Raw genomic sequence first — 14,429 nt, forward strand, 5'->3', positions numbered from 1 at the left:
ATCAATATCCTCTTGTCCAAGCATCGGTGACCGTGGCGGAGACGCGCGTTTCAACGGTAACGCCACTCTCGTGCAGGATGGACGCGGCTCTGTCGAGCCAGGGCCACTCGGTCGCCCAGTGGGCGGCGTCGATCAGCGCGGGCCCGCCGGCCTCCACGAACTCGCTGGCCGGGTGGTGGCGTAGGTCGGCCGTGAGGAAGACGTCGACGCCCGCCGCCTTGGCCGCGCCGAGCAGGGAGTCGCCCGCTCCCCCGCTGACCGCGACGCGCCGCACGGGACGGCCGGGGTCGCCGGCCACGCGGATGCCCCACGACGTGCGGGGCAGGCCCTTGGCCACCCGCGCGGCGAACTCCTCCAGCGTCGTCTCCTCCGCCGGCTCGCCGATGCGGCCGAGCCCGCGCCACGGGTCGTCGGCGAACGGCTGGAGCGGCACGAGGTCGCCCACCAGCCCGACCGCCCTGGCCAGCGCGTCGGAGACGCCGGGATTGGCCACGTCGGCGTTGGTGTGGGCGGTGTAGAGGGCGACGTCGTTCTTGATCAGGGTGTGGATGAGGCGGCCCTTGGGCGTGGTGGTGGCCACGGTGGTGGTGCCGCGCAGGTAGAGGGGGTGGTGGGTGACGATCAGGTCGGCGCCCCACTCCAGCGCCTCGTCGGCCACGGCGGCGACCGGGTCGACCGCCAGCAGCACCCGCCGCACCTCCTGGGCCGGATCTCCGCTGACCAGCCCCACCGCGTCCCACGACTCGGCCCGGGCGGGCGGGTAGGCCGCCTCGAGCACTCCGATCACGTCCGTCAACGTCACAGCAGCCACCTGCGCAGACTACCGGTACGCGGGAGGCGGAGGGGTGTCGCGGCGGCGGGGTTCGGCGTAATGTAAGTGGATCCTGACTTGCGGAGGGACTGGCATGGCGCCACGCGTCGCGATCATCGGAGCGGGTTTCGGCGGGCTGTGCATGGCGATCCGGCTGGAAAGGGCCGGGATCCGCACGTACACCGTCTTCGAGAGGGCCGCGGATCTGGGCGGTACGTGGCGGGACAACAGCTATCCCGGGGCGGGGTGCGACATTCCCTCGCATCTGTACTCGTACTCGTTCGAGAAGTACGCGAGCTGGACGCGGCGCTATCCCGAGCAGCCGGAAATTCTCGACTACCTTCACCATTGCGCCGATAAATACGACGTCAGGCGGAAAATCCGCTTACGGACGGAGGTGCGGCGGGCGGTCTTCGACGGCGGCGCCTGGCAGGTCACCACGTCGTCCACCGAGGGCGAACACACGGAGACGTTCGACGTGGTCGTCATGGCGGTGGGGCAGCTCAACCGTCCCCACATGCCGGACATATCCGGGATGGACGAGTTCGAGGGCGTCTCCTTCCACTCGGCCCGCTGGAACCACGACCACGACCTGACCGGCAGACGCGTCGCGGTGATCGGCACCGGGTCGTCGGCGGCGCAGCTCGTACCGCGGGTGGCTGAGCGGGCCGAGCACCTCTATCTCTTCCAGCGCACCCCCAACTGGGTCATCCCCAAGCCGGACGCCGCGTTCGGGCCCTTGACGCGGATGGCGTTCCGGTTCGTGCCGGGGCTGCAGCGGGCGTACCGGGAGTGGATCTACAGGTACGCCGAGGGCACCCTCTATCCGGCGCTGGCCCAGGGGTGGAGCGAGGGGTTGCTCAGGCAGCGGGCGCTGCGCCACCTGCGCGACCAGGTGCCCGACCCCGAGCTGCGGGCCAGGCTCACGCCCGACTACCCGCCCGGCTGCAAGCGGGTGGTCATCGACAGCTCCTTCTATCCGGCCCTGACCAGGCCGAACGTCTCGCTCGTGACCGATCGGATCGCCCGCGTCACGCCCAAAGGTGTTGATACGGCTGATGGCGCGTACGAGGTGGACACGATCGTCTACGCCACCGGCTTCAAGAGCACCGAGTTCCTGGTGCCGATGGAGGTGGCCGGACGCGAGGGGCGGTCGCTGAGCGAGCGGTGGAAGGACGGCGCCGAGGCGTACCTTGGCATCTCCGTGCCGGGCTTCCCCAACCTCTTCATGCTGTACGGGCCCAACACCAACCTGGGGCACAACTCCATCATCGTCATGATCGAGTGCCAGGTGGCGCACATCATGGCGTGCCTGCCGCACCTCGGCGCCTCCGGGCCCATCGAGGTGCGGCCCGAGGCGATGGCGGCCTGGCGGCGGCAGCTCGACCTCGCCATGAGCAAGATGGTGTGGGGCGCGGGCTGCAGGAGCTGGTACAAGACGGCCGACGGCCGCGTCACCAACAACTGGCCGGGGCGCACGACGCTCTACCGCAGGCTGACGGCCAGGCCGCCGGAGCCCGCGTACCGGGCGGTCGGACCTGGGTAGGACCCGTCCTCTGGTGCGTCAGACCAGGGCCGGACGCCAAAGATCGGACCTGGGCACATTGTTGCTGGTCATGACCGCGAGGTAGCGTCCTGGCCATGACGATTCCCCTGCACCAGCGCGCAGTCGTGGCCGACACCCACAACGACCTTCTCATGGCGGTCTCCGCACGCCCGCCGCAGCAGTGGGCCTCGTTCTTCCGCGAGCAGTGGCTGCCGCAGCTCCGCGACGGCGGGGTCGACCTGCAGATCCTGCCCGTCTTCATCGACGACCAATACCTGCCGGAGGGCGCGCTGCGGCAGACGCTGCGGATGATCGAGTGCGCTCACGTGCTGGCCGAGGGCAACGCCGACGAGGTGAGCCTCTGTCTCGACGCCGCCGCCATCGACCGGGCGCTCGACGCAGGCAAGATCGCCTTGGTGCTCGCCATGGAGAGCATGCCCGGCATCGACGCCAGCGTCGAGCTGATCCCCACCATGCACCGGCTGGGGGTGCGCGTGGCGTCGATCGCCCACTTCGGGCGTACGCCGCTGGCCGACGGCAGCGGCCAAGACGCCACGGGCAGCCGCCTGACCTCGCACGGCGTCGAGGCGCTGCAGGAGATGGAGCGCCTCGGCATGATCTTCGACGTCTCCCACCTGGGCGCCTCCGGTGTCGCCCACGTGCTCGAGCTCGCCACCAGGCCCGTCATCGCCACCCACTCCTCGGCCCGCGCCCTGCGCGACCACCACCGCAACCTCACCGACGACCAGCTCCGCGCCGTCGCCGCCAACGGGGGCGTGGTCTGCGTCAACTTCTTCGCCCCCTTCCTCGCCGAGCGCACGGAGGACATGACCCTCGACCGGCTGCTCGACCACATCGAACACGTCGCCTCCGTCGCCGGCATCGACCACGTGGGGCTGGGGCCCGACTTCATCCGCGAGGTGATGGACGACCTGACGCCGCCGTGCTGCGAAGACGTCCACGCGAGGGGCGTCGACCCGAAGGCGGCGATCCCCGGCCTCGAAGGGCCGAGGGGGCTGCCCATGGTGACGGAAGGGCTGCTGGCGCGCGGCCTGCCGGAGAAGGACGTCATGCAGATCGTCGGGGGCAACGTCCACCGCCTGCTCGGGGAGCTGCTCTGATGCCGCTTCCCTACGTCTGGACACCCACGCCACCGCGGCGGCGTTTCACGCCCGGACGACCGGTAGAGGTCCGGTGACCGGCACCACCGCGGCGGCCTCCCGCGTCCGAACGGGCGGCGCGATCGCCTTCCGCCCGCCGGCACGGCGGGCGGTCAGTGCGGCCGCTTCCTCTACGCGACCCCGGGGCGCCGCCGGGGTGAGCGCCTCTCCGACCACGACCGCATCTCACGGGAGACGACCGGCATGACAGACAGCACCACCTCTCCGCAGCTCGCGGCCATGCTGGCCGATCTCGAAGAGCTGGTCACGTGTGAGTCGTTCTCCAGCGACCTGGAGGCCGTGGCCCGCAGTGCCAAAGTGGTGGCCGCGATGGGGGCGCGCCACCTGGGCAGCGGGCCCGAGTTCCTGGTGATCGACGGCGTGACGCACCTGCGCTGGTCGTTCGGTACGCCCAAGGTGCTGCTGCTCGGTCACCACGACACCGTCTGGCCGATGGGCAGCCTCGCCACCCACCCCTGGTCGGTGGTCGACGGGGTGGTCAGGGGGCCGGGTGTGTTCGACATGAAGGCGGGGCTGGTGCAGACGTTCCACGCGCTGGCCGGGCTCGACTCGCTCGACGGCGTCACGCTGCTCGTCACCGGCGACGAGGAGGTGGGCTCCATCACGTCGTCGCGGCTGATCCAGGACACCGCGCGCGGGCTGGCCGCCGCCTTCGTCATGGAGGCCAGTGCCGACGGCGGGGCGCTGAAGACGGTCAGGAAGGGCACCTCGCTCTACACCGTCAACGTGCACGGCAAGGCGGCGCACGCCGGGCTGGAGCCGGAGAAGGGGGCCAATGCGGGCATCGAGCTCGCGCACCAGATCCTGGCCGTCGCCGGGCTGGGCGCGGGGGCGACGACCGTGACGCCGACGGTCCTGTCCGGCGGCTCGACGCTCAACACCGTCCCCGCCTTCGCCTCAGTCGGGGTGGACGTGCGAGTGGCGGAGGTGGCCGAGCAGGAGCGGGTCGATGCGGCGATGCACGCGCTGCGGCCCGTCGTGCCCGGCACCCGTCTCGACGTCGTCGGCGGGCCCAACCGGCCGCCGCTCGAAGCCTCCATGTCGGCCTCGCTCTTCGCCCTGGCCCAGGAGCTGGCGGCGGGGCTGGGCCTGCCCGCGCTGACCTCGGCCTCGGTGGGCGGCGCCTCCGACGGCAACTTCACGGCCGGCGTGGGCTGTCCCACCTTGGACGGCCTGGGCGCCGTGGGCGGCGGGGCACATGCCGACCACGAACACGTCCTGATCTCCGAACTCCCGAGCCGCACCGCCCTGCTCCGCGCCCTGATCGAGGCCGTCCGCTGAGCCCTGCTCCCGAGGCGACGCAGGGCGGAGGTGGCACTGGGCGGAGGTGGCACTGGGCGGAGGTGGGCTGGGCGGAGGTGGCACTGGGCGGAGGTGGGCTGGGGGACCTTGGCGGCTCGGGAGGTGTGGGCGCGTGCCTGCGCGACCCCCTGCCCCGCGTCGGTGCGGCACCGATGGCAGGGGGACAAAGCTTGGCCGGCCATGAGTCCCGGGACGAGTGGTCGCGTGCCTGCTGGCGCTCTGCCCGTGTGAGTGGGGGGTGGTGCCGTTTCACCGGGCGCGGGTGAAGCGGGTGCCCAAGGTGTGGAAGCGGGTGAGGAGTTCCGGGGGGCTGACGACGCGGAAGTCGGCGTCCAGGGTGCCGACGGCCATGATCGGCCAGTCCAGGCTGTCGGTCATCATGGAGACCATGCATTGGCCGGGCTCGGTTTCCTCCACTGTGGCCCAGCGGCCGATGCGGGTGCGGACCTCCTCTGCGGGGGCGTAGACGAGGACCTGGGCGCGGTAGGACTGCGGGGCGACGTTGTCGAGGCTGGACTGGATGAATGCGGCGGCGTCGGCGGTGGGGAGGTCGCGGGGGCGGAAGCGGGCGCCGGTGCTCTGCGGGTCGGACAGGCGGTCGATGCGGAAGCTGCGCCAGTCGTGGCGGGTGAGGTCGTAGGCGACCAGATACCAGCGGTGACCCAGGGACACCAGGCGGTGGGGCTCGGCGTGGCGCTCGGTGGTACGGCCGTCGGCGGCGGTGTAGGTGAAGCGGATGCGTTCGTTGTCGCGGCAGGTCAGCGCGACGGTGGTGAGGACCGAAGGGTCGGCGGCGGCCCTGGCGGGGTTGCCCCAGCCGGCGGAGACGGTCATGGCGCGCAAGGCGTCGATGCGGCGGCGCAGGCGTACCGGCATGACCTGGACGACCTTGGCGAGCACCCGTACGGACGACTCGGCGATGCCCTCCACCGGGTTCTGCGCGGCCGCCTGCAGGCCGACGGCCAGGGCGACGGCCTCCTCGTCGTCGATCACCAGCGGCGGGAGCGCGGCCCCGGCGGCGAGCTGGTAGCCGCCGTCGACGCCGCGCTGGGCCTGCACCGGGTAGCCCAGCTCGCGGAGCCGGTCGATGTCCCTGCGCAGGGTGCGCGCCGACACGCCGAGCCGTTCGGCCAGCTCGGCGCCTGGCCAGTAGCGGTGGGTCTGGAGAAGGGACAGCAGGCGCAAGGTACGGGTGCTGGTGTTCGCCATGTTTTTCAGTCTCTCCGCTATTGAGGACGGAAAGTGGCCGCAATGGGCGTCATTCTTTAGGTGAGCGAGCGAGAACACAACCAGGGAGGCACCGCCCATGACCGTCGACACGCCGAGCACGAGCAGCACCGCCGAGGTGACCGGGGAGCGCGCCGACCTGCTGGCCGAGCTGGCGCAGAGCCGCCACTTCCTGCGCTTCACCACCCGGGGCCTCACCGACGAGCAGGCCCGCATGCGCACCACCGCCAGCGCGCTGTGCCTCGGTGGCCTGATCAAGCACGTGACCCAGGTCGAGAAGGGCTGGGTGGACTTCATCCTGAACGGCACTTCTGCGATGAAGAACTTCGCGGACATGACCGAGGAGGACTACGCCGCGCGGACCGCGGAGTTCGAGCTGCTGCCCGGTGAGACGCTGGCCGGGGTGCTGGAGGCGTACGAGGAGGTGGCCAGGAGGACGGACGAGGTGGTCGCCACCCTGCCCGACCTCGGCGTCGCCCACCCGCTTCCCGAGGCGCCGTGGTTCCAGCCCGGTGTCCGGTGGTCGGCCCGGCGGGCGCTGATCCACATCGTCGCGGAGACGGCTCAGCACGCCGGGCACGCCGACATCATCCGTGAGTCGCTCGACGGCGCGAAGAGCATGGGCTGAGGCCCGCCTGTGTCTCCACCTGCTGCCCGCCCCGGCACGGCCCCGGTACGTAGAGGCCGGGGGGCGGGGCGGGCACCTCGAAGGGCGGTAAGGGTTCGACGTCTGGGGTCGGGGCGGGGGTGGGTCAAGGCCGGTGGCGCGGCAGCCCGCCCGCCATCAACGGTCGGGGCGGGGTTCAGGGCCCGGGGCGGGGGTGGAGGTCGGGGGTGGGGCCGAAGGGTTGCGGGGTTCGGGGGCGTGCGTAAATGAAGGCATGGAGCACGAGGAGGCGGCGGCCAGGGCCGGTGTGACGGTCAGGGAGTTGCGGGAGATCGGCGAGTTCGAGCAGGTCTACCGGCTCTTCGACGAGATCTGGCGTCCCGGGCCGACGAACGTGCCGGCGACGGTGGAGCTGATGGTGGGGTTCGCGCACACCGGGAACTACGTGGCGGGCGCGTACGCGGGTGACGAGCTGGTCGGGGCGTCGGTGGGGTTCCGTGCCGCGGGGCGGGCGCTGCACTCGCACGTGACGGGGGCCGTGGCGGGCCGGGGCATCGGGTACGCGCTCAAGACGCACCAGCGGTGGTGGTGCCTGGAGCAGGGGCTGGAGCGCATCACGTGGACGTTCGACCCTCTCGTACGCCGCAACGCCCGCTTCAACCTGGTCAAACTGGGCGCCCGCCCGGAGGAGTACCTGCCGGACTTCTACGGCGTGATGGCCGACGCGATCAACGAGGGGGACGCCTCCGACCGCCTCCTGGCCGTCTGGCACCTCCAGGAGAGCATCGAGCCGAACGACGAGCCCCAGAACGCTGCCATGACGTTGTGGGAGGGGCCGAACGGGGAGCCCGTTCGCGAAACCGCCGGCAGGAGCCGGTTCCTCCTGGTGGGCACGCCGAGCGATGTGGAGAAACTGCGGCGCGACAACGCGTACGCGGCGCGGGCCTGGCGCCGGGCGATGCGGGAGGCGCTGGGCGGAGCCATGGCGGCGGGCGGGCATGTGGTGGGTTTCACCACTCGCGGAGAATACGTCGTGTCGATTACTTAGGTATTCCACTGCTGTTTTGGATCTCTGTAATGTGGCGGCAGGAATGCCGAGCAAGGAGATCCGCATGACGGAGTTCACCCCCACCGTTCCTGCGCGAGTCCTACCGACCGTCGAAGTCCGCGACCTTCCCGAGCCACCCCGATCGACCTGGCGCATCATCGGCCCCGGCCTGGTGGGCGCCGGGGTCGGGCTGGCGTCGGGCGAGTTCATCCTCTGGCCGTACATCGCCTCGCAGGTCGGCCTGATCTTCATCTGGGGAGCCGCGATCGGCATCATCACCCAGTGGTTCCTGAACATGGAGATCGAGCGCTACACCCTGGCCACCGGCGAGACGGCGCTGACCGGGTTCAGCCGCATGTGGAAACACTGGGGCCTGGTCTTCGTGATCATGACGTTGTGCTCGAACCTCTGGCCGGGCTGGGTGACCACGTCCGCGACGATGGTGACGTACCTGACGGGCTCAGGGCAGGGCTCGGTGCGCTACATCGCGATCGGCATGCTGATCGTGATCGCGGCCGGGCTGACGCTGGCGCCGGTGATCTACACGTTGCTGGAAAAGGTGATCTTCGTGAAGATCGCCCTGGTCGCGACGCTGGCGATCGTGGCGATCGTGGTCGCGATCAACGCGGAGAGCTGGCTGCAGCTCGGCCGCGGCCTGACGGTCGGCGCCCGCTTCCCGGTGCCGCCGCTCGACTTCGCCGTCCTGATGGGCGCCATCGCGTACGCGGGGGCCGGCGGCGGCCAGAACCTGTGCCAGAGCAACTGGATCCGCGACAAGGGCTTCGGCATGGGCCTGTACGTGCCGCGCCTGGTCAGTCCGGTCACCGGCCACGAGGAGGCGGTGTCGTCGACCGGCTACCAGTTCGCGCCCACGAAGGAGAACCTGGCGCGCTGGAAGGCGTGGTGGCGTTTCGCGAACGTGGAGCAGGCATGGACGTTCGCCATGGTGTCGTTCGTGACGATCGCGCTCATGTCGATGCTGGCGTACTCGACGGTGTTCGGCCGGCCGGGCCTGGAGAACAGCATCGCGTTCCTGGAGGCCGAGGGCCAGGTGCTGATGGACGTCGTCGGACCGTGGTTCGGTGTGCTGTTCTGGGTGATCGGGGCGCTGGCGTTGTTCGCGTCGGCGATGGGCATCGTCGACTACACCTCGCGGCTGGCCTCCGACACCCTCAAGACCGTCTACCTGCGGGACAGGGCGGTCTCGGTCAACCGGGTCTACTTCATCGTGGTGTGGGCGATCGCGCTGGTCGGCACGGTGATCCTGCTGGCGGGGCTGGACCAGCCGCTGATCCTGCTGGTGTTCTCGGCGTGCTTCGCGGCCGTGATGATGTTCGTGTACTCGATCCTGCTGATCGTCCTCAACAGGAGGGCGCTGCCTGAGGCGATCAAGGTGCGGTCGTACCGGCTGGGTGCGCTGGTCTGGTCGGTGCTGTTCTTCGGCACGCTGACCGTGATCGTGGTCTTCCAGCAGGCGCAGAAGCTGTTCGGGTGACGGCGGGCGCGCCGGCGCGGTTGACCTCAACCGAGGTTGAGTTCGCAGACCCGGACGCATGCGAGTCGTTGAAGCGGCGGCCGCCCTGGAGGGCCGCCTGCTGGTGGGCAAGGCGTTGCTGCTGGTCTCCGATCAACCTGGGGACGTCATCGCGGCAACATCCTTGCCGCGATAGCCGTCACACTGATGGACATGCTGGACACCTCGGCCCGTCTGCTCAAACTCCTGTCCCTGCTCCAGGCCCACCGCGACTGGCCGGGCCCCGAGCTGGCCGCGCGGCTCGGGGTGTCGACGCGGACGATCCGCAACGACGTCGAGCGGCTGCGGTCGCTCGGTTACCCCGTGCACGCCGCCCCCGGCGTGGCCGGCGGGTACCGGCTGGGGGCGGGGGCGGCGCTGCCGCCGCTGCTGCTGGACGACGAGGAGGCGGTGGCGGTCGCGGTCGGGCTGGGGCGGGCGGCCGGGGGCGGCGTCGAGGGGATCGAGGAGACGTCGGTACGCGCGCTGGCCAAGCTCGAACAGGTGCTGCCGGCGAGGCTGCGGCGGCGGGTGAGTGCGCTCAACGCGTACACGGTGCAGATCCCGGGGACGGGGCCGCAGGTGGCGCCCGAGGTGCTGACGACGATCGCGAACGCCGCCCGCGACCACGAGCGGCTGCGGTTCGACTACGCCGGCCACGACGGCGAGGAGAGCGTGCGGGACGTCGAGCCGCACCGGCTGGTGCACCGGCGGGGACGCTGGTACCTGGTCGGCTACGACGTGGACCGGCGGGACTGGCGCACGTTCCGGGTGGACAGGGTGCGCCCGCGCACGCCGTCAGGCCCCCGGTTCGCGCCGAGGACGCTGCCGGGCGACGGCGACGTGGCGGCGTACGTGGAACGAGGGGTGAGCACGGCGATGCAGCGGCACCACGCGAGGGTGCTGCTGCGGGCGTCCGCCGACCACGTGCGGTCGCTGCGGCTGCCCCTGGACGTCGAGCCGGTGGACGCCGGCACCTGCGTGGTCAGCCTGGGCGGCGACGATTTGCGGGGCATCGCGGTGTGGATCGGGTTCGTCGGCGTGGACTTCGAGGTGCTCGACCCGCCGGAGCTGGCCCAGCACGTGCTGGAGCTGGCGGACCGCTACCGGCGGGCGGGCAGAGCGAGCGGTGGGGGACAGGCGGGTGGTCAGGGGCGAGCGGGCGATCAGGAGCGGGAGGCGAGGTAGTCCTCGCGGACCTTCGAGCGCGACAGCTTGCCGGTCGGCGTCCGCGGCAGCACCTCCCGGTATTCGATCACCCTGGGCTGCTTGAACCGGGCGATGCGCGGCCCGCAGTGCTCCAGCAGCTCGGCCGTCAGCGCGGGCCCCGGCTCGGCGCTCGCGGCGGGCTGGACGAGCGCGACCACGATGTGCCCCCACTCCTCGTCGGGCACCCCGATGACGGCCACGTCGGCGACGGCGGGATGGTCGAGCAGCGCCGCCTCGATCTCGGCGGGGTAGATGTTCACCCCGCCGGAGACGATCAGGTCGGTACGCCGATCGCACAGGAACAGGTAGCCGTCCTCGTCGAAGTAGCCGATGTCACCGGGGGTGTACCACTCCCCCAGCATGCTGGCGGCCGTCTTGCCGGGATCCTTGCGGTACTCGAACGTCCCCATGCTGGACTTGACGTAGACCAGGCCGGGCGAGCCGGGAGGCAGCTCGCCGCCGGACTCGTCGCAGATCTTCGCCTCGAACGTGGGCACCGGCCGGCCGACGGTGCCGGGCCTGGCCAGCCAGTCGTGCGGTTTGACGGCGAAGGCGATGGCGGACTCGGTCGAGCCGTAATACTCGTACAGGACCGGCCCCCACCAGTCCATGATCTGCTGCTTGACCGCGACGGGACAGGCGGCGGCGGTGTGGATGACCTGCCGCAGGCTGGACAGGTCGTAGCGGGCCCGCACCTCGCCGGGCAGCTGCAGCATCCGGTGGAACATGGTCGGCACCATCATGGCGTTGCCGATGCGGTGGCGGTCGATCAGCTCCAGGATGTTGACCGGGTCGAAGCGGGGCGCGATCACCACGGTGTGCCCGAGATGCAGCGCGAACTGGGCGTGCGCGCACGGCGCCGAGTGGTACATCGGCGAGGTGACCAGGTGCCGCGCGTCGCCCGGCTTGAGGTCGACGACCTCGCCGAGGAACCACACGTACAGCGGCACCATCGCCTCGGGCTCGGCTCCCGGCAGCGGGCGCTGCACGCCCTTGGGGAAGCCGGTGGTGCCGGAGGTGTACCACATGACCGCCCCGGAGGTGCGGTCGCCGGGCGCCTCGGCGGACTGGCCCGCGGCGAGCCCGTCCGTCCCGATCTCGCCGCCCGGCACGGCGTGGCCGGGCCCGGTGACGACGACCTTGGCGTCGCAGTCCTTGAGGACGTACGCGATCTCCGCCTGGGTCAGGTGCCAGTTGATCGGCACGTAGTAGAGCCCGATCTGCCCGGTGGCCATGACCATGACCAGCGCGTCGACGCCGTTGGGCAGCACGCCCGCGACGACGTCGCCGGTGCCGAGACCGCGGGCGCGCAGCCCGTGGGAGACCTGGTTGACGCGGGCGAGCAGCTCGCCATAGGTGGTGCGGGTGCCGTCGGCGTCGATCACGGCGAGGCGGCCGGGGTCGGCGGCGGCGATGGCGTAGAAGCCGGGTAGGCCGCTGATGTCCATCTAGAGCTCCAGGAGGTCGGCGAGCCTGGCGCGGTGGATGCGGGGCGGGCCGAGCAGCACCTCGTCGGCCTTGGCCCTTTTGTAGAACAGGTGGGCGTCGTGCTCCCAGGTGTAGCCGATGCCGCCGTGCAGCAGCAGGTGGTCGCGGGCCACCTCGAAGCAGGCGCGGCCGACGTACGCCTGGGCGAGCGCGGCCGCCTCGGGCAGGTCGGCGGGCGACTCGTCGGCGGCCCACGCGGCGTACCTGACGATCGACTCGGCCTGTTCGAGCTTGGCGTGCATGTCGGCGAGCTTGTGCTTGACGCCCTGGTAGGAGCCGATGTAGCGGCCGAACGCGACCCGGATCTTGGCGTAGGCCACGATGGCGTCGAGCGCGGCGCGCATCACGCCGAGCTGCTCGGCGGCCAGCGCCACGCACATCCGCTCGGTGACGCCGCTCTCGGGCGCGGGCCCGAGCAGGCGGGCGGGGGCGCCGTCGAGCACCACGTCGGCCTGGCCGCGGGTGAGGTCGAGCGTGTCCAGCGCGGTCCTGGTGACGCCGGGACCGGCCAGGTCGACGGCCAGCAGCACGGGCCCGTCGGCGGTGCGGGCGGGCACGACCAGCACGCCGGCCTCCATGCCGGACAGCACCTGGGGCAGCCGGCCGGAGGCGGTGGCGCCGTCGTAGGAGACCTCACTGGAGTGGACGGTGGCGGCGACGCGGCCCTCGGCGATGCCGGCCAGCAGCTCCTTGTCGGGCACCCGGCTGAGCGTGATGGCGGCGAACGCGGTGGCGAGGAAGGGGCCTGGCAGCAGCGCCGCGCCGGTCTCCTCCAGCGCGACGGCCAGCTCGCTCAGCCCGGCGCCGGCGCCGCCGTACTCCTCGGGGACGATCAGGCCGGACAGGCCGAGCTCGCCGTTGAGCCGCGCGTAGACCTGCGGGTCGTATCCCTCGCGGGCCTTGGGGAGCGGCGAGGCGGCGCTGAGGAAGGCGCGTACGGCCGCGCGCAGCTCCTGCTGTTCGGTGCTGAGTACGAGCTTCACCCCTGCGTCCCCACCTTCAGGTCCTTGAACGGCACGGTCTTGTCCACGCGCGGCTCCGGCGGCAGGCCGAGCACGCGGTCACCGATGATGTTGCGCATGATCTCGTTGGTGCCGCCGCCCAGCGCCATGCCGGGGGCCATGGAGATCGCGCGGGCGAGCGGGTGGCCGGCCAGCGTGGCCTCGGGGCCGACGAGCCGGGTGGCGAGGTCGGCCTGGAACTGGGTCAGCTCGGCGAGCAGCAGCTTGGCGGCGCTGCCGCGGGCGCCGGGGAAGACGCCGGCCCTGGTCTCCTGCGACAGCCGCTCGTTGAACAGCTCCAGCGCGCGGCTGCGGATGTGCAGCTCGACGAGCTCGTCGCGGACCAGCGGGTCGGCGGTGTCGACCTGCCTGCGCAGCGCGTCGAGTGCGGCCGGGTTCTCCTTCTGGCCGCTCATGCCGACGCCCGCCGAGATCGACAGCCGCTCGTGCAGCAGCGTCGTGACGGCCACGCTCCAGCCGTCGTTGACCTCGCCGACGCGGTGCTCGTCGGGGATCGGCACGGCGTCGAAGAAGATCTCGTTGAAGTTGGCCCGGCCCGACATGTCCTTCAGCGGCCTGACCGTCACGCCGGGGTGGCGCATGTCCACCACGAACATGGTCAGGCCCTTGTGCTTGGGCCGGTCGACGTCGGTGCGGGCGAGCAGCAGGCCCCAGTCGGCGTGGTGGGCGACGGAGGTCCACACCTTCTGGCCGTCGATGATCCAGTGGTCGCCGTCGCGTACGGCCCTGGTCTGCAGGCTGGCCACGTCGCTGCCGGCGCCCGGCTCGGAGAAGAGCTGGCACCAGATCTCCTCGCCGCGCAGCAGCGGGCGGACGAACCGCTCGCGCAGGGCGTCGCTCCCCCGGTCGACGATCGTCGGCCCGGTCATGCCGAGGCCGATCGAGAAGACGTAGGTGGGCAGGGTGAAGTCGCGGGCCTCCTCGGCGAACACCCGCTCCTCGGCCTGGGTCAGGCCCTGGCCGCCCCACTGCTTCGGCCAGCTGATGCCGGAGTAGCCGGCGTCGTACAGCTTGGCCATGAACTCCTTGGCGCGGGGGATCCCGTCGGCCTCCGGGTAGTCGTCGGTCGGTGCGTTCTCCTGCAGCCAGCTTCTGGCCGCACGCCGATACTCAGCAAGGTTCACTTCGGCTCCTCGGCATCAGTGCTCACTTACTCTAGTCAGCTCACCCCGGCACGCATAGAGCATTGCTCTGGTGGGCGCCGGGGTGATTCGCCATGGAATCCGATGATTCGGGGAGAAGCCGCCCGATGTGATCATCTGACCTGCAGGGGGATGGGTGCGATCGTACGGCCGGACCGATCCATACGCGCGAGACCGGCGCTGCTCGCCAGCGCGGCCATGACGGGACGCACCACGGAACGCTGCGGATCGAGGGCTCGGAGACGGGCGCCCGTGTCGTCCTTCGCCTGCCCGGAGTCAGCGGTTGAGACGGTTTTCCGACCCCGCAGAAGGGCGTTCGGTACCCCCAACTAC

General features: G+C 71.2%; 12 protein-coding genes. 7 read left to right on the forward strand and 5 right to left on the reverse strand.

Annotated elements, in window-relative coordinates:
- Nucleotide 1: 1 nt before the first annotated feature.
- On the reverse strand, nucleotides 2-802 hold the full coding sequence (locus AB0K12_RS08660) for a Nif3-like dinuclear metal center hexameric protein (protein WP_364556979.1): 801 nt from the start codon (nucleotides 800-802) through the stop codon (nucleotides 2-4).
- Between the two features lie 103 nt (nucleotides 803-905).
- Here AB0K12_RS08660 and AB0K12_RS08665 point away from each other — a divergent pair, with 103 nt between their 5' ends.
- The 3 genes from AB0K12_RS08665 (at nucleotide 906) to AB0K12_RS08675 (ending at nucleotide 4,819) form a co-directional block, all read left to right on the forward strand.
- Nucleotides 906-2,357, forward strand: coding sequence for an NAD(P)/FAD-dependent oxidoreductase (locus AB0K12_RS08665; RefSeq protein ID WP_364556982.1), 1,452 nt, complete (start codon nucleotides 906-908; stop codon nucleotides 2,355-2,357).
- Between the two features lie 95 nt (nucleotides 2,358-2,452).
- A complete protein-coding gene (locus AB0K12_RS08670) occupies nucleotides 2,453-3,478 on the forward strand; it encodes a membrane dipeptidase (RefSeq protein ID WP_364556985.1) in 1,026 nt (341 codons plus the stop codon).
- A gap of 243 nt (nucleotides 3,479-3,721) precedes the next feature.
- Nucleotides 3,722-4,819, forward strand: a complete 1,098-nt coding sequence (locus AB0K12_RS08675) for a M20 family metallopeptidase (RefSeq protein WP_364556987.1) — start codon at nucleotides 3,722-3,724, stop codon at nucleotides 4,817-4,819.
- A 270-nt stretch (nucleotides 4,820-5,089) separates the two neighbouring features.
- Here AB0K12_RS08675 and AB0K12_RS08680 read toward each other — a convergent pair whose 3' ends face one another.
- Entirely contained in the window at nucleotides 5,090-6,049 is a 960-nt protein-coding gene (locus AB0K12_RS08680) for a YafY family protein (protein ID WP_364556989.1), read from the reverse strand.
- A gap of 97 nt (nucleotides 6,050-6,146) precedes the next feature.
- Between AB0K12_RS08680 and AB0K12_RS08685 the strand changes: the two genes are divergently transcribed.
- The 4 genes from AB0K12_RS08685 (at nucleotide 6,147) to AB0K12_RS08700 (ending at nucleotide 10,423) form a co-directional block, all read left to right on the forward strand.
- Nucleotides 6,147-6,695, forward strand: coding sequence for a DinB family protein (locus AB0K12_RS08685; RefSeq protein WP_364556992.1), 549 nt, complete (start codon nucleotides 6,147-6,149; stop codon nucleotides 6,693-6,695).
- A gap of 253 nt (nucleotides 6,696-6,948) precedes the next feature.
- Entirely contained in the window at nucleotides 6,949-7,722 is a 774-nt protein-coding gene (locus AB0K12_RS08690) for a GNAT family N-acetyltransferase (protein WP_364556994.1), read from the forward strand.
- A 64-nt stretch (nucleotides 7,723-7,786) separates the two neighbouring features.
- Nucleotides 7,787-9,217, forward strand: a complete 1,431-nt coding sequence (locus AB0K12_RS08695; RefSeq protein WP_364556997.1) for an Nramp family divalent metal transporter — start codon at nucleotides 7,787-7,789, stop codon at nucleotides 9,215-9,217.
- A 192-nt stretch (nucleotides 9,218-9,409) separates the two neighbouring features.
- Complete coding sequence (locus tag AB0K12_RS08700) at nucleotides 9,410-10,423, forward strand: YafY family protein (RefSeq protein ID WP_364557000.1); 1,014 nt, start codon at nucleotides 9,410-9,412, stop codon at nucleotides 10,421-10,423.
- On the opposite strand, the gene AB0K12_RS08705 is transcribed toward AB0K12_RS08700, so the two are convergent.
- Genes AB0K12_RS08705 through AB0K12_RS08715 form a run of 3 tightly spaced genes read right to left on the reverse strand, consistent with a single transcriptional unit; the run spans nucleotide 10,402 to nucleotide 14,078 of the window.
- Nucleotides 10,402-11,892 (reverse strand): AMP-binding protein, encoded by a 1,491-nt coding sequence (locus AB0K12_RS08705; protein ID WP_364557002.1) that lies wholly within the window; start codon nucleotides 11,890-11,892, stop codon nucleotides 10,402-10,404. The two genes, AB0K12_RS08700 and AB0K12_RS08705, sit on opposite strands and share 22 nt — an antisense overlap.
- The gene (locus tag AB0K12_RS08710; RefSeq protein ID WP_364557005.1) at nucleotides 11,893-12,915 is read right to left on the reverse strand and encodes an acyl-CoA dehydrogenase family protein; all 1,023 of its coding nucleotides are present in this window, start codon (nucleotides 12,913-12,915) and stop codon (nucleotides 11,893-11,895) included.
- Nucleotides 12,912-14,078 (reverse strand): acyl-CoA dehydrogenase family protein, encoded by a 1,167-nt coding sequence (locus AB0K12_RS08715; protein WP_364557007.1) that lies wholly within the window; start codon nucleotides 14,076-14,078, stop codon nucleotides 12,912-12,914. Before AB0K12_RS08715 ends, AB0K12_RS08710 begins: the two co-directional genes overlap by 4 nt.
- Between the last annotated feature and the right edge of the window lie 351 nt (nucleotides 14,079-14,429).

It is taken from the genome of Nonomuraea sp. NPDC049419 (genome assembly GCF_040676995.1).
In the GTDB taxonomy this organism is placed as follows: Bacteria; Actinomycetota; Actinomycetes; order Streptosporangiales; family Streptosporangiaceae; genus Nonomuraea; species Nonomuraea salmonea.

Coding starts and splice junctions, on each gene's coding strand:
- AB0K12_RS08705 (WP_364557002.1), bottom strand. CDS start 11,892: ATGGACATCAGCGGCCTACCCGGCTTCTACGCCATCGCCGCCGCCGAC.
- AB0K12_RS08680 (WP_364556989.1), bottom strand. CDS start 6,049: ATGGCGAACACCAGCACCCGTACCTTGCGCCTGCTGTCCCTTCTCCAG.
- AB0K12_RS08665 (WP_364556982.1), top strand. CDS start 906: ATGGCGCCACGCGTCGCGATCATCGGAGCGGGTTTCGGCGGGCTGTGC.
- AB0K12_RS08685 (WP_364556992.1), top strand. CDS start 6,147: ATGACCGTCGACACGCCGAGCACGAGCAGCACCGCCGAGGTGACCGGG.
- AB0K12_RS08670 (WP_364556985.1), top strand. CDS start 2,453: ATGACGATTCCCCTGCACCAGCGCGCAGTCGTGGCCGACACCCACAAC.
- AB0K12_RS08690 (WP_364556994.1), top strand. CDS start 6,949: ATGGAGCACGAGGAGGCGGCGGCCAGGGCCGGTGTGACGGTCAGGGAG.
- AB0K12_RS08700 (WP_364557000.1), top strand. CDS start 9,410: ATGCTGGACACCTCGGCCCGTCTGCTCAAACTCCTGTCCCTGCTCCAG.
- AB0K12_RS08695 (WP_364556997.1), top strand. CDS start 7,787: ATGACGGAGTTCACCCCCACCGTTCCTGCGCGAGTCCTACCGACCGTC.
- AB0K12_RS08675 (WP_364556987.1), top strand. CDS start 3,722: ATGACAGACAGCACCACCTCTCCGCAGCTCGCGGCCATGCTGGCCGAT.